The following is a 13,825-nucleotide window of genomic DNA, read 5'->3' as shown; positions in this document are numbered from 1 at the left end:
TTTGCGAGCGCTTCGCACTCGGTCGCGGGCAAGCGCGCTCCTACCCGCCCGGTGTTTGCAAGGTGAGCGTGCGGCGCCAAGGCAGGTTACGCGGCGGTATCCAGATGCCTGCCCACCGGGCGATTGCCTTCGGTGTCGTAACGCTCGCCCAGGGCGGCAATCATCTTGCTCAGCGCCTGGGCTGCGATCGGGTTGCTGTCACTCTCGCTCAAGTCTGCGGTTTGCGCCGGTGGCTCTTTCGGTTGCAGGCTGGCGGTCAGCTCTTCAAGGCTGACAGTGCCGTCTTCATTGGTGTCCAGGGCGCTGAACACCTGGCGGCTGTCGGCACTGCTGCCGGCACCGGTCAAGCCGACGCTCAGTTCGTCGCTGCTGATGCTGCCGTCGCCATCAGTGTCCAGCGCGCTCAGCAGTTCGTCGGCCAGGTCGGTGGCCGGTGGTGGTGGCGGAGGTGGTGTCAGGGCCGCCAGTTCTTCGGCATCGAGGCTGTCGTCCTCGTCGCTGTCCAGCGTACTGAACGCCTGGCTGAGGCTGACGGTGATGCCGTCCTTGCTGTCGCTGTTCAAGGCCGAACCGAGTTCTGCCTTGCTGATGCTGCCGTCTTCATCCGTGTCCAGCTTGCTCAGCAAGGCTTCCTGAAAGCGCTGTGCCTGGGTGCTGGAAGTACTGCTGGTGCTGGTGTAGCTCGAATAGCTGCTGGTGCCGATTGCGCCGATCATCGGGTTGACTCCCTGAGGTGGATGAGGCCGACGACGGTGCATCGGCGTGTGCAGAGTCAGGGGCCGGTTTGTCCAGAGGATGTGAGTTGTGTACCGCCGGCGTTACATCGAAGCGGCATGAATGGCACGTTCATGCGATCAGGCCCGGGGCAGGCTGAGCCGCGCAGTCAGGCCACCGCCCGGCGTCTGACCCAGTTGCAGGTCGCCGCCCATGCGCCAGGCCGCCTCACGGGCAATGGTCATGCCCATGCCGACGCCACCGGAGTTGCGATTGCGCGAGCCTTCCAGGCGATAGAACGGCTCGAAGACCGTCTCGTGAAATTGCGGGTCGATGCCGGGGCCGTGGTCGACGACGGCGATGCACACGCCGGCCGGCTCGTCGAGCAGCTCGACATGGGCGCTGCCGGCATAGCGCAAGGCATTGTCGATCAGGTTGTGCAGGCACGAGCGCAGGGCCATGGGCTGGGTCTTCAAGGGCCGGCAGGTGCCTTCGTAGGTCACCGCATCGCCATTGTCCTGAGCGTTTTCGGCCAGCGACTCGATCAGCGCCTGGACATCGAACGGCTGCATGGCCTCGTTCTGGCGGTTCTGATTGAAGTAGCTGAGGGTGGCGTCGATCATGCCGATCATGTCATTGAGGTCCTGGCTCATCTGAGCGTGCAGGTGTGTGTCATCAATCTGTTCGACGCGCAGCTTCAGACGCGCAAGCGGCGTGCGCAGGTCATGAGACACGGCCGCCAGCATGCGCGCCCGCTGCTGCAGTTGTTCGCGGATGCGTTCCTGCATCAGGTTGAAGGTCTGCGCGGCCTGGCGCGCCTCACGGGGACCTGTGATCTCCAGTGGCGGGCTGTCGAGGTTTTCCGACAGGCGCTCAGCCGCTTCGCTCAGGCGCTGCACTGGCCGGCTCAAGGCCTTGGCGCCGTACCAGGCGGCCACCACCAGGGTGATCAACTGAAAGACGAACGGCACCACCGGCCCACCCAGTAACGGCGGGCGAGGGCGCGGCGCATTGGCCTCTGGTTGTTGCGCCGCCGGTTCTTGCCGGGGCGGGGATGGCGGCCCGTAATGGGTGAACCAGACAAACGCCAGCAGGTGCGCCAGCACAATGGCCAGCAAGGCACCGCCGAACAATCGGGCAAACAGCGTGTCGGCCGCGCGGATCAACCCAGCTCCCGGGCATCGAACAGGTAGCCTTCGCCGCGTACGGTCTTGATCAGTTGCGGGTTCCTGGGGTCTTCGCCCAGCTTCTGGCGCAGGCGCGAGACCAGCAGGTCGATGCTGCGGTCAAAGGCTTCGATGGAGCGCCCGCGGGCGGCATCGAGCAACTGCTCGCGGCTCAGCACCCGGTGCGGACGCTCCAGAAACACCCGCAGCAAGCGAAATTCGGCATTCGACAGCGGCACCACCAGGCCGTCCGGGGCGATCAACTGGCGCAGCACGCTGTTCAGGCGCCAGGCATCGAAACGAAGGGTAGTGCGCGGGTCATTGCGGTCGTCACGCACCCGGCGCAGCACGGTCTGGATGCGTGCCACCAGCTCACGCGGCTCGAAGGGCTTGGCCATGTAGTCGTCGGCGCCCAGTTCCAGGCCGATGATGCGGTCGGTGGGCTCGCAGCGCGCGGTCAGCATCAGGATCGGGATGTCCGAGGTGCTGCGCAGCCAGCGGCACAGCGACAGGCCGTCTTCACCGGGCAGCATCAGGTCCAGCACCACCACATCGAAGGTGCCCTCGGCCAGCGCCTGGCGCATCTGCACGCCGTCGGTCACGCCCCGGGCCTGGATATTGAAGCGCGCCAGGTAATCGCACAGCAGCTCGCGAATGGCCACATCGTCATCGACGATCAGGGCGCGCGTGGTCCAGCGCTGTTCATGGGCCGTGTCGTCGGTCGGGCTGTCGGGGTGTGTTTGCATGTGCGTTCTGCTGCCTGGTGATGCGCGCCGTGAGCGACCGTGGGTAGGGATGCCCGGCAAGAGGCGGCACGGGCGGTGCGCAAGCTTGCCCTGGGTGAATATCCAGAGCATGTCGCCAATGTATCAGGGGGGATACAAATTGCCATCCTAGCAATTGTAGGAGTACCCGCCTGATGACCGGCGCAGTTAAATGGTGACAGGAGTCATACATTCGCCACAGGAGTGCAGGTAATGACAGCTTCGAAAACCCGACGCAACCTTGATCAAGCGCAAAGGGTGCGTGATGAATACCGTTTGCAGAAAGCCCGGCGAATCGCCGAGGTCGGGGATGACCTTGCCGACCCGGTTGTCGATGCCACATGGTTGGCCGATCCGGCCGACGGGACGCTCAAGGGCAATCTGGTCCGGGAGCAGAATCTGCCGGTCAGCGTGCCGGCATGGTCATCGCTGCCACCGCCCACGCAGCAAGACACGGTGCGTCTGCAATGGGCGCCTGGTGCAACGCCAGCTGAAGGCGATTATCAGGAGGTTGCTTCCATCGTTGTGGAAGGACCGGTCGATCCCGCTCTTTTTCCGTTGCACCTGGAGGTGCCCAACGCCAGTCTGCAACCGGACGGCGATTATTCATTGCGCTATGTCGTGGAAGCGTGGAACGGAAGCAGGTCGAAGTCAGGCGGGGTCAATGTGATATGCGACACCCTGCCACCCTGGAGGCACGCTGAACCGGCGGCCATGAGCCTGCCGGTCCAGGAACTGACTGATGATGTTCTGGTTACTTATCCCGACGAGATACCCGGGACATTGCCGGACTATGCAGACATTCAGCGCGGCGACAAGGTGGCGTTCTACTGGGTGACCACGCCATTGCCGGATGACGCTGATCAATTGCCGTCGCCTGTTGGCTACATTGATGTATTGCCGGACAAGACCGTGGCTTATCCGGTCGACATGTTGAAACAGTCTCAAGACAAGGACTACTACGCCTTCTATGTACTGTTCGACAAGGCCGGTAATCGTTCGCCCCTTTCGAATTATCACAAGGTCGATGTAGCCCTGGGGCCTTTACCGAGCGACCTGCAAGACCCGATCGTTCCCCTGGCCGCCGACGGCGTGCTTGATCTGGCCGACGCACGGGCGGGTATCAGTGTGCAGATTCTGACCTTTGATGACTGGAAGAAAACCGACCGTATCGAGCTGACTTGGGGTGATCAGGTGTTCAGCTCGTCCGAAATCGGCGTGTCGCCACGCTTTCCGCTCGATATTGCCGTGCCTTCGACGGTGCTGCGCGATGCGTATGACCGTACGGCCGGTGGCGAGCAGGTCACCAACGTCAGTTACCGGGTGCTGCGCGGCGCCAAGCCTTCCGAGGTCAAGGCCATCAGCGTCAACGTCGACTTTTCTTATATTGGCCCCGACCCTGTTCCGGACCCCGACCCGGACTGGCCTGACCCGGTCAACGGCCAGTTGACGCGCGCCCGCGTCTTTGGCAAGACCTCGAATGTGCAGGACAGCCTGGCCCGAGCCGACGCCAATCAGGCCGCCGATCTGAAATTTGAGCTCTATACGCCTTTGGCAGAGGGTGAGGAGATCGATTTCTTCTGGGCAGGCACCGAGGTCAGCGAGGCCCGGTATGTCGTCAAGGACACCGATGCCAGTAACGATGAAATCAGCGTGGAAATCCCCTGGAGTTACATTGCCAACGCCGGTAACCATCCCGCGTTGCCCGTGCATTATCGTATCCATGCCCCGGGTTCGGAAAACTACCAGAGCTCACCGATGACCCCGGTGAATGTGGATGCCATTACTGTTGTACCGGAAAAGCCGGCATTCGAAGGGCTTTACAATAACGCGGTCATCAACTGCGATTCTCTGTATGCCGACCCGGCCAACCCGGCGACGGGCGAGCCCGCCGTGCGCGTCAAGGTCCCGGATTTGTCCAGATACCAATTGAAAGACGGTGACAAGGTCACGCTGACGTGGACAGCCGTTGAAGGGTTCGCGGGTGAGGATGAAGTACCGGGCACCGCAAAATCCGCAGAAATAACCCTGGGCGGTGCAACACCGGTCACGGGATTCGTCTGGTTGGTAGAGCCTTACGATACCCACCTGCTGCCTATCTATACGCAAGTCGGGGATGGCCGCGGGCGAGCTTCTTATACGTTTATCGCTCCTGGCAGTGGCGAAGAACTGACGTCTGAAGTAGTCGAGGCCATTGTGGCGTTGCATGTTCCCGGCGGCGCTTGCCCACTTGTTCCGACCCCCTGATAAAAGCTGGCCATTTGCAGTAAAGCCATGCGCAGTCGTGTAATAAGTATGACGAAAGTTATCGCAAAATAATTGGCTGGAATGACGGGGTGGCATGGAAGTCGGACCAAGGCCGGGTGTAGTTTAGTCGAGCGAGGAATAATCCTTCACCGTTGTGAGAATGTTCCTACATTTAACTAAGGTTTAGGTCTGTAGTATCGCGGCCCCGTCACTTCAGGGGCCGCTTTAGTACGCGGTGCTCAGGGGCGGGGTATTACATTCCTGACTGTACTAGAGATATCAATATGGCAGTAAGTATCGAGTGTTCGTTGAAACCTCTAGCGTGTTACATCAAGTTAACAGTCGTGGTGCCCTTGGTGTTGTATGGCACCTCTGTTGCCGCCCGGCCTGTCAATGGCCCTGAAACCATCACTGTATCCAACCCCCTGGAAAGTTATCAGATCGGCAGCCTTGGGCATCTGACCGCCAATGCAGCTTCGACACTGGACATCACCACACAGACCGGTGCCCGGCTGACCTTGAACACCACCACGGTGACCGCTACGGGTAACCGCGCCGCCGTTCAGTTGCTGGGTGCCGAGGCGTGGATCAATGGCGGCACCCTCACCAGTGAGACCGACGCTTTGGTGCTGGGGCATGAGGCCGACCGTCAGGTCGGCTCCAGGGCCACGGTGATCGGCGCTACTCTCTCGGGCACCAATCGCGGCGCTCTGGTCAGCACCTTGAGCGATCTGCACCTTGAAGGCGCCACGCTTATCGGCAGTGGTGCTTCAGGGCGCGGGCTTGAGGTGATCGGTAATGGGCGTGCCACAGCGTACGGCAGTACCATCAGCGGGCAAATGAACGGTATTCGTCTGCTCGCCGACTCAGTTGGAGCCAAAGGCGATCTGACCCTGGACAGCACCCATGTCAAGGGAGTCGATGGCGCGGCCATCGCTGTGGGGATGCCGGGCCTTGCCGGCCAGGCGACCATCAAGGTCGGCAATGGCTCTACGCTGGTGGGCGGCAATGGCCGGCTCATGGAAGTCGCCACCGGCTCCACGGCTGACCTGACGGTGGACAACAGCCAGTTGACCGGCGATGTCGTTGTCGAGCAAGGCGGCGCTGCCAGCCTGACCCTGCAGAACCAGGCCAGCCTGACCGGGCGCCTGGAAAACGTCGCACAACTGGCCGTCAACAGCCAGGCACGCTGGAACATGGTGGGCGATGGACAGGTTGCCAACCTGGCGATGGACGGTGGCTCGATCAGGTTCGGCGAGGCGGCAGACTACTACCGCTTGTCGGTAGACAAGCTGTCCGGCAACGGGACTTTCGTCATGGATGTCGACTTTTCCCAGGCGCAGACCGACTTTCTCGACATCACCGGGCACGCGACCGGTGAGCACAGTGTGCTCATTGGCAGTACCGGCACCGATCCACTGGCCGATGCGCGTCTGCATGTGGTGCATGCCGGCGCTGGTGATGCCCGTTTCACCCTGGCCGGCGGGCCCGTGGACCTGGGCACCTGGTCCTATGACCTGATCAAGCAAGGTGAAAACGATTGGTTTCTCGATGCCTCCAGCCGTACGGTCAGCCCGGGTACCGCTTCGGTCATCGCCTTGTTCAACACAGCACCTACCGTCTGGTATGGCGAGATGAGCACGTTGCGCTCGCGCATGGGCGAGTTGCGCATGCACGGCGGCCAGCCGGGCGTGTGGATACGCGCCCACAGTAACCGGTTCGACCTGCAAGGTGCCGCCGGCGTCGGCTATCGCCAGAACCAGCATGGCGTGTCGCTGGGCATCGACACCGCATTGCCACTGGGCGACGGTCAGTGGCTGGCAGGCGTCATGGTCGGGCAGAGTACCTCCGACCTTGATCTGGACCGGGGTTCATCCGGCAAGGTCGACAGCTACTCCACCGGGGCCTACGCCACGTGGCTCGACACCGATACAGGCTACTACTTCGATGGCGTACTCAAGCTCAATCACTTGCGTAACAGCACCAATGTCAACCTGAGCGACGGTACGCGTACCAAGGGCGATTATGCCAACTGGGGAGCGGGTGCCTCGGCCGAAGCCGGTCGGCATATCAAGCTGGATCAGAACTGGTTCGTCGAGCCTTATGCGCAGTTGGCGGCGGTCGTCTTCCAGGGCAAGGATTACACCCTCGACAACGGCATGCGCGCCGAGGGCGAGCGTGCCCGCTCTCTGACAGGCAAGCTTGGCGCCACCGCTGGACGCGACTTCGACCTGGGCCAGGGCCGCACCCTGCAGCCCTATGGGCGAGCCGCACTGGCCCATGAGTTCGTGAAGCACAATCAGGTTGAAGTCAACGGCAACCGCTTCGACAACAACCTGTCCGGCTCACGTGCCGAGCTGGGCGTCGGTGTCGCTTTGGGGCTTTCTGAAGCCTTGCAGGTCCACGCCGACTTTGAGTACAGCAACGGCTCACGCCTCGAGCAACCCTGGGGTGCCAATCTGGGGGTCCGCTACGCCTGGTAGAGCCTGGCCACCCCGGCGTGTGTCAACCTGACATTTGTACCAGTAGTCAGCAGGGGGGGGCCGGTCTACTGTCGATACATATCAGTAAACATTAACCGTCACGGAGGACGGGCGATGCCACTGTTTTCGTTGATCGACTGGATCTGCATGCGCTTGCGCGGCAGCGACGGACCGCTGCCGCTGCCGCAGGTCGACGGCCTGCTGGAAAATATTGACGGCGGTGAACCGAACCTGCTGCCCGTTGCGCTGTTGTCCAATCCCCTGCGCGTGGACATACCGATGTGGCAAAACTCCAATCCGAATCCCGAGCACCCGGAAACGCTGGAGCTGTTCTGGGATGACAGGCTGATCGACAGCAAGGTCTGGGAAAGCCCCATCGATCCGGGTGAGCTGTTTTTCGAAGTGCCTGTGGCGAGCCTGAGCGACGGCAGTCACCTTCTGTGCTACGTCGTGACCGGCTGGAATGGTGGTAGCTCGCCTTCCGACCCCTTGACCCTGACCATCGATAAAACCCCTCCGGTTCTGAACAACGAAGGCCCGCTGATTTTCCCGCCTGAAATCATCAGCGGCGGTGTGACCCATTCCTGGCTCGTCGCCAACGATGAGTTGCTCAGCGCGCGGGTGCCTGACTATCAGGGGGCTCGGCCCGGCGATGTGATCACCTGGTACTGGAGCAATTTGGTGACCGGCCGTGAACGGGTAGACGAACGTACTCTGAGCCAGGCCGATCTTGATCAACCCATTACAATCGACTTCGACGGGGCGATGATCCGCCAGCGGGGCAACGGTCAGCGCTTTGCCACGTATATCGTCAAGGACCGGGCCGGTAATACCGCGCCGGCGGCTCGTGCAGAGGAGCTCAAGGTCGAGGCCAACCGGCCACCCCGGCAGTTGCCTGCACCCAAGATCAAGGATGCCAGCGGCAGCGGCAGCAACTGGACCCTGGACCCGTTCAAGGCCATCAACGGTGCCACCGTCATCATTCCCGAGGAGGCAATCCTTTATGACGACGATGAGGTGTACTTGCAATGGGCCGAGCCGGGCAGCGAGTGGTCCTTTCGCACCGACGAGCCGACCTCTCCCGGGAGCCGGCAATACCTTGTGCCCAAGGATAAGCTGGCAGCGCAGATCGGCAAGACGGATGTGCCGGTGTACTACGAGGTATTCGAAGTGCAGGTGCCTGAGTCGCATGAGTCGATAAGGAGCAAGCTGAGAATCAACGATCTGACCGGTTTACCCGCATTGCAGTGCGATTGCCTGATCAACCGGCAGATCAGCCTGGCAAGAGTGCGCGATAACGGCAACAAGGCCAACTTCAGCCTGTCCCGCTGGCCGTTCATGGGCGCCGGCCAGCTCGTCAGCGTGTCGGCGCACGGGGTCGACGCATCGGACGCTGCCCACGACGTGGTGATCCTGAAAGACCACCCCGTCGCGTCGGTCGTCGATGTACTGCCGACGGGCGATATATCGCTCGACCAGCTTGATGACTTCAAGATCGGCGGATCAATGGAGTTCAAGGCCAAGGTCAGTTTCGATGGTGGGCAGACCTGGAAAAGCTTTGTTTCAGCCAACTGCACGCTGGTCAACTGACACGCTGCTCATGCCTGCTACTTATAGGTCAGGGTAAAGCTCAGTGCGCCCTTGGCCAGGCCAGGGCGCACGGCGTCGCTGGGCTCGATCTGGTAGAAGCGGGCATTGAAATCCAGGGTCATGTTCCCGGAAGCAATAGGCATCAGGGGGACTTCGGTATTCAACTCCACCGGTGTACTGCCGTCGGCCTTGAGCACCTGGATGCCGACCCCTTGCGCGCTCGAATCGCTGGTCAGGCTGAACACGCCGCTGCCTGGCGGGCCGACCGGCTGCGAGCCGTTGATGCCGTCCAGCCGGATATGCGCCATGGCAAAATCGGCACTGTCCGGATCGGTTTCGCAGTTGCTCAAGGCAATCTTGAACGGCACCACCGGGGTGGTGAAGCCGGGACCGGTGAAATCAGTGGTGCTCCAGTCGCCCAGCCGCACCGGGTCAGCGCTGACCGGGTTGGCATTGACGCTGCATTGTGCCTGGACCACGGTCCCGGTGAGACCCAGGTTGAAAATCCTGCCAAGGGTGGTGACATGGCCGCTGAACAGCTCGCTGCCGTCCAGTGAATGAGCGCCGGCCGGAATCGACCCGGTCTTGACCAGGGTGAGATTGCTGATCAGGCCCGTGATGGGGATTGTCGAGAGCATTTGTATGGGGGTGCGTTCAGCCTGGTAGGGCACCACGGTATGCCCTTCGGTGGGCCAGAAGGAGTTCCGCGCGCCACCACGGAAAGGCGGGCCGAGCCTGATCCGTACACCCACCCCCGGAATATTGGTCTGCAGGATCTTGCCGGTGACATCTTCGCCGCCCACAGGGGGTAAAGTGCCTGGAAAGACCGGTGCCGTGGCCAGCGCCTGGAAGATCAGGTTTTGCATCGCATGCTCATCAGTCGTACAGTCGACCCTTGCAGCGCCTGGCGCCTGCTGGCTGTAGCGTTTGTCGATCGGCCCGATGGGCGTACCCGCCGGTGCGTCGCGTGGAACATAAAGCGTGCCCAGGTCCATGTTCAGAATCATCTGGCCGCTGCCCGAGTTCCAGTAGCAGCCGAATGACGGGCTCTGGTTTGCCCACAAGTACGGGCTGACCATGGCCAGGGCCAGCCCGGACAGCAGCGCGTGTCGAGTGCGTTTCATGCGTGGTTGGCTCCTGGCCGAAGGTTGGAAAGGGTTCAGCGACATGTCACCTCCTGCAGGCGATAGCCCTCACGCTGCGGCATGCCGGCCGGGTCGATGGACAGACGGCACTGGGGCTGGGTGTCGGTGCCCCAGCGCACCTCCAGCACTTGCGGTTCTTCCCCGGTGGCCAGCATCAGCTGACCGGCCTGGCTGACCATGCCCAGCGCCTGGCCCTTGCTGTCGCTGACCTGTGCGCCGAAAGGCAGGGGCACTCCGTCCGGGCGGCGCACGGTGAGCACCAGGCGGGTGACCTTGCGGGCATCGAACCGGGCCTTGACCACCGCGCCGCGGCTGGGGACCACCTGGCTAATGCCATTGTCGATCTCTACCTCCGGGCCCAGTTCGCCCGTATCGAGCACCAATGGATTGACGCGATAGGGGCGCAGGTGTGAAACCAGTGCGTAGCCCCGTGCGTCGGTGCGCGTGCCGATGGCGTTTTCCACGCCAGCACCGCCGATGCCCGGCACCTGCACCAGGGCATTGGTTTCGCCAAGGCTGGCACCCAGCGCCAGGCCGTCGGCATGCAGCAGCACTGCACCGCTGGCGTTGAGCGACAGGCTGCGGTGCTCGCTGCCCTGGGTCAGACCAGCCCCGAAGCTGGCATGAGGGCCTTGATAACCCATCGACAGCGAGGCTGCCTGGGTGCGGTTGAGTTCGTTGCTGACGCCGACGCGGTAGCTCAGGCGGTTCTCGTCCAGGCTGCCGCCCAGGCTGGCTCGCTGGCTGTAACGCTCGCCGTTATTGAACAGATCGAAGGTGGCGTTGCTCGAATGCCCCCAGTCCAGCGGCATGGAAATGCTCAGGCCGAACTGGCGGTCTGTACCGCGCTTGTCGCTCAGCGACTGCGAGGCATAGAAGTTATAGGTCACCTTGTCGCGCCGGGTGCTGAAGTTGAGCTGGTACTGGCGCTGGTGGTAGTCGCTGCGCCAATAGTCCTGGTTGGACAGCGTCAGGTTCAGGCTGCTGTTGCTCCCCAGGCGCTGATGCACCGAAGCTTCCAGGCGGCTGCGTCGACTGCCTTGAAACCGGGTCGAATGGTCGCGTTGCTGCACGGCTTCATCGAAGTCTCGGTAGCCTTCGGTGGAGTAGCGGTAACCGGCAAAGCGCAGCGTGGTATGGCTGGTGAACGCCTTGCCGTATTTCACGGCATAGCTCAGGCCTTGAGGGGCAGCGTCCTGGTCAGACCTGAGGGTGGCCTCGGAACGGGTGACGTCCAGCGCCAGTGCGCCGACGCTGCCCAGGTCGCGAGCCAGTCCCAGACTGGTGGCGCGGTAGAAATCACTCGCCAGAACCCCGCCATACAGGGTCGAGTTCCAGCCCAGGCCCCAGGCCCCGGTGGCTTGCCAGAACAGCGGCTCGGTGGTTTCAGTCGCGCCGTTGTAACGTCCCAGCGCGGCGCTGTATTGCCAGACACCTTCGCGCAGCAGGTTGCTGATCGTCGAGTAGGGCTGGCTGAAACGGCGCACCTGGCCGTCTTCTTCGGTCAGGACGATTTCCAGTTCGCCACTGCCGACGGTGGTCAGGTCGTCGATCTCGTAGGGGCCGGCGCTGACATAGGTCGAATAGATCGGATAACCGTTCTGCAGCACTTCCAGTTTGGCACGGCTCAGCGCCACGCCGCGGATGATCGGTGCATAGCCCTGCAGGTTGTCGTCGAGCATCTCGCGATCCGATCGCACCTGCAGGCCCTTGATCGGCAGGCTGCGGAACACGTCGCCGCCGGTGAAGGTCTCGCCCAGGGTCATGGCGGCGCGAGTGCCTGGCAGGTCGCGCTGGACATAGGTATAAGCCCTTGTCCAGGTGCGTTCGCCATGCTCGTCGTGTTGCAGCGAATGGTTGCTGCGCAAGCGCCAGGCGCCCAGGTTGATGCCGGAGTTGAGGTACAGGTCATCGCTGCTGCGGTTGCCGCCACGACGGTGGGTGCTTTGCATGGCCGAGGCCTGATAGTTGATAAAGGCCGCATTGATGCCATTGTCCCACTGTGCAGGATCGACCTGCCGGGCACTGTGGCGGCGCATATGGATTTGCGGAATGGAAATTGCCAAAGCCAGGGTGCCGGCATCGAAGTCCAGGCGCGCCTCGGGAACGACATCGAGCAGTGGCAGGCAGGCGGTCGCCTCCGAGAGGGGCTCGGTCAGGCTCTGCAGGCGCAGGCCCATCTGTTCCAGCAGCGCCGGGCTCAGGCAGGGCAGCAGGCGGGCGCTGTCGGCGTGTTGTTCGAAGCTCAGTTCATGCTCGCCGAAGTACTGGCGATTGACGTGGACCTGCACCCAGTACTTGCCGGGCACCAGGTCCTGGCCACGGCCCAGGGCCATGAGCGCCTGCAGCCCGGCATCGGCGGCATGGGCCTGGCCCTGACGCATGAAGCCGCTATTGAACTGGATATCCTGGGTCGCCAGCGCCAGCCTGGCGTCAAGCAGCAAGGTGCTCCCGCCCAGGCACAGCAGATGAACCAGGCGTGGGCGCACGCGAAAGCGCCCAGGCCCGCGTCCGGGGAAAAGCATCATGGTGTGTTCCTGAAAAAGACGAGACCGCCGGGCGGTCAGGGACTGACGCGGATGGGCAGGGTTACCGGCAGGCTGCTGCCACCGTAGTCATTGATGGCGGTGTACACGACCGCAAGGCCGGTGCCGGGCCGGGTTGCACTGAGCCGATAGCGGCGCGTGGCCAGGGGTTCAAGCATGTCGGCAGCCTTGAGCTGCTCGGTCTTGCCGTGGCCCTGGACTTCCAGGCGTGCGAACGACACATGAAACGGACTGGGGTTGTGCGCCACCAGGTGGACCTGGCCGTTGACCTGCTCGATCGACCATTGCAGGTCGGGAAGGCGCGCCATGGGGCTGTCCTTGAGCGAGGCGGGGCGGTAGAACAGCTTGATGCGGGTACGCAAGGCAATATTGAGCACATTGCCGTCATCGGCGGCCTGGGGAATCTCCTGCACATTGAAGTAGAACAGCGACTCGCGGTCGTGGGGCAGGTCGTTGGGCAGGCCGTTGATCTGCACCTGCTGCTCCTTGCCGGGGTCAAGGCGAAACAGGGGCGGCGTGGCAATCAGGGGCACAGCGCTGCTGTCGTCGTCGGCGGCCGTGTTGACCCAGGTCTGTACGGCGAACGGGCGGTCACTGGGGTTGCTGACAACCAGTGCAACACTGCGTTTGTCACTGGCAAGCACTACGCGTGTGGCACTGATGGACAGCGCAGCGTGGCTGGCGCGCAGGTCGGCGATCAGCACGGCGCAGGCCAGGCACAGGGCTGCGATCCACCGGGCGCCATGAGGCTTTGTTGGCAAGGCGAGCATCGAAAGGGTTCCTGCGTGCCGCTGTACGCCAGGCCATCGGGCTCGACGTACAGCGGCTGTGGGTGATGGATCAGTTGATGGCAACCACGAATTGCACGTCAGCCGAAGCGACACCCGCGCTGACAGTGGCTTCGACCGAACGGTAGTACGCGTTGAAGGCCATGTCGGTGGTGCCGTTCTCGATCAGGTCGTAGGCGGCCGATTCGTCACCAGGAGCGATGGAGACGCCGGTCTTGTCCTTGATCACAATCGCAACGCCCTTGGCGCCATCGGCCGTCGGCGTCACGCCGAAGTAGTTGCCGGTGGTGTCCGGGGTGCCGTTGAAGGTCACCCGGGCCACGTCGTCAGTGCCGGTCAGGCCACAACTGCCGTCGTCCTTGATGCGCAGGGCAAAGCGCTT

At 62.6% G+C, this 13,825-nt stretch carries 10 protein-coding genes; 3 read left to right on the top strand and 7 right to left on the bottom strand.

The features are described 5' to 3' along the window. Nucleotides 1–86: 86 nt before the first annotated feature. From xopAW to DGA31_RS29155, 3 genes are all read right to left on the bottom strand, one after another. Entirely contained in the window at nucleotides 87–716 is a 630-nt protein-coding gene (xopAW, locus tag DGA31_RS29165) for an EF-hand domain-containing protein (protein WP_109514887.1), read from the bottom strand. 138 nt (nucleotides 717–854) lie between these two features. Then, nucleotides 855–1,880, bottom strand: a complete 1,026-nt coding sequence (locus DGA31_RS29160) for a sensor histidine kinase (RefSeq protein WP_109514886.1) — start codon at nucleotides 1,878–1,880, stop codon at nucleotides 855–857. Beyond that, a complete protein-coding gene (locus DGA31_RS29155; protein ID WP_109514885.1) occupies nucleotides 1,877–2,626 on the bottom strand; it encodes a response regulator in 750 nt (249 codons plus the stop codon). Before DGA31_RS29155 ends, DGA31_RS29160 begins: the two co-directional genes overlap by 4 nt. Before the next feature lie 231 nt (nucleotides 2,627–2,857). On the opposite strand from DGA31_RS29155, the gene DGA31_RS29150 reads away from it, so the two are divergent. The 3 genes from DGA31_RS29150 to DGA31_RS29140 all read left to right on the top strand — a co-directional run bounded on the left by DGA31_RS29150 (nucleotide 2,858) and on the right by DGA31_RS29140 (nucleotide 8,964). Beyond that, the gene (locus DGA31_RS29150; protein ID WP_109514884.1) at nucleotides 2,858–4,891 is read left to right on the top strand and encodes a hypothetical protein; all 2,034 of its coding nucleotides are present in this window, start codon (nucleotides 2,858–2,860) and stop codon (nucleotides 4,889–4,891) included. A gap of 284 nt (nucleotides 4,892–5,175) precedes the next feature. Next, nucleotides 5,176–7,374, top strand: coding sequence for an autotransporter outer membrane beta-barrel domain-containing protein (locus DGA31_RS29145; protein ID WP_109514883.1), 2,199 nt, complete (start codon nucleotides 5,176–5,178; stop codon nucleotides 7,372–7,374). Between the two features lie 114 nt (nucleotides 7,375–7,488). After that, entirely contained in the window at nucleotides 7,489–8,964 is a 1,476-nt protein-coding gene (locus DGA31_RS29140; RefSeq protein ID WP_109514882.1) for a hypothetical protein, read from the top strand. Nucleotides 8,965–8,981: 17 nt separating this feature from the next. Here the strand turns inward: DGA31_RS29140 and DGA31_RS29135 are convergent, their stop codons facing one another. The 4 genes from DGA31_RS29135 to DGA31_RS29120 form a co-directional block, all read right to left on the bottom strand. Continuing rightward, the gene (locus DGA31_RS29135) at nucleotides 8,982–10,088 is read right to left on the bottom strand and encodes a fimbrial protein (protein ID WP_109514881.1); all 1,107 of its coding nucleotides are present in this window, start codon (nucleotides 10,086–10,088) and stop codon (nucleotides 8,982–8,984) included. Nucleotides 10,089–10,123: 35 nt separating this feature from the next. Beyond that, on the bottom strand, nucleotides 10,124–12,637 hold the full coding sequence (locus tag DGA31_RS29130) for a fimbria/pilus outer membrane usher protein (RefSeq protein WP_241509675.1): 2,514 nt from the start codon (nucleotides 12,635–12,637) through the stop codon (nucleotides 10,124–10,126). A 35-nt stretch (nucleotides 12,638–12,672) separates the two neighbouring features. After that, nucleotides 12,673–13,425 carry a fimbrial biogenesis chaperone gene (locus DGA31_RS29125; RefSeq protein WP_109514880.1) on the bottom strand — a complete coding sequence of 251 codons (753 nt, stop codon included), beginning with the start codon at nucleotides 13,423–13,425 and terminating at the stop codon, nucleotides 12,673–12,675. A 70-nt stretch (nucleotides 13,426–13,495) separates the two neighbouring features. Then, nucleotides 13,496–13,825, bottom strand: a 330-nt coding sequence (locus tag DGA31_RS29120) for a fimbrial protein (protein ID WP_152035093.1), incomplete at its 5' end; no start/stop codon positions are given.

It is taken from the genome of Pseudomonas ovata (assembly GCF_003131185.1).
Lineage (GTDB): Bacteria > Pseudomonadota > Gammaproteobacteria > Pseudomonadales > Pseudomonadaceae > Aquipseudomonas > Aquipseudomonas ovata.
This window is presented reverse-complemented; position numbering and strand designations above follow the sequence as displayed.

Bases quoted from the DNA above. Each gene is read 5' to 3' on its own strand.
- xopAW (WP_109514887.1), bottom strand. From the start codon at position 716: ATGATCGGCGCAATCGGCACCAGCAGCTATTCGAGCTACACCAGCACC.
- DGA31_RS29155 (WP_109514885.1), bottom strand. From the start codon at position 2,626: ATGCAAACACACCCCGACAGCCCGACCGACGACACGGCCCATGAACAG.
- DGA31_RS29150 (WP_109514884.1), top strand. From the start codon at position 2,858: ATGACAGCTTCGAAAACCCGACGCAACCTTGATCAAGCGCAAAGGGTG.
- DGA31_RS29145 (WP_109514883.1), top strand. From the start codon at position 5,176: ATGGCAGTAAGTATCGAGTGTTCGTTGAAACCTCTAGCGTGTTACATC.
- DGA31_RS29140 (WP_109514882.1), top strand. From the start codon at position 7,489: ATGCCACTGTTTTCGTTGATCGACTGGATCTGCATGCGCTTGCGCGGC.
- DGA31_RS29135 (WP_109514881.1), bottom strand. From the start codon at position 10,088: ATGAAACGCACTCGACACGCGCTGCTGTCCGGGCTGGCCCTGGCCATG.
- DGA31_RS29130 (WP_241509675.1), bottom strand. From the start codon at position 12,637: ATGATGCTTTTCCCCGGACGCGGGCCTGGGCGCTTTCGCGTGCGCCCA.
- DGA31_RS29125 (WP_109514880.1), bottom strand. From the start codon at position 13,425: ATGCTCGCCTTGCCAACAAAGCCTCATGGCGCCCGGTGGATCGCAGCC.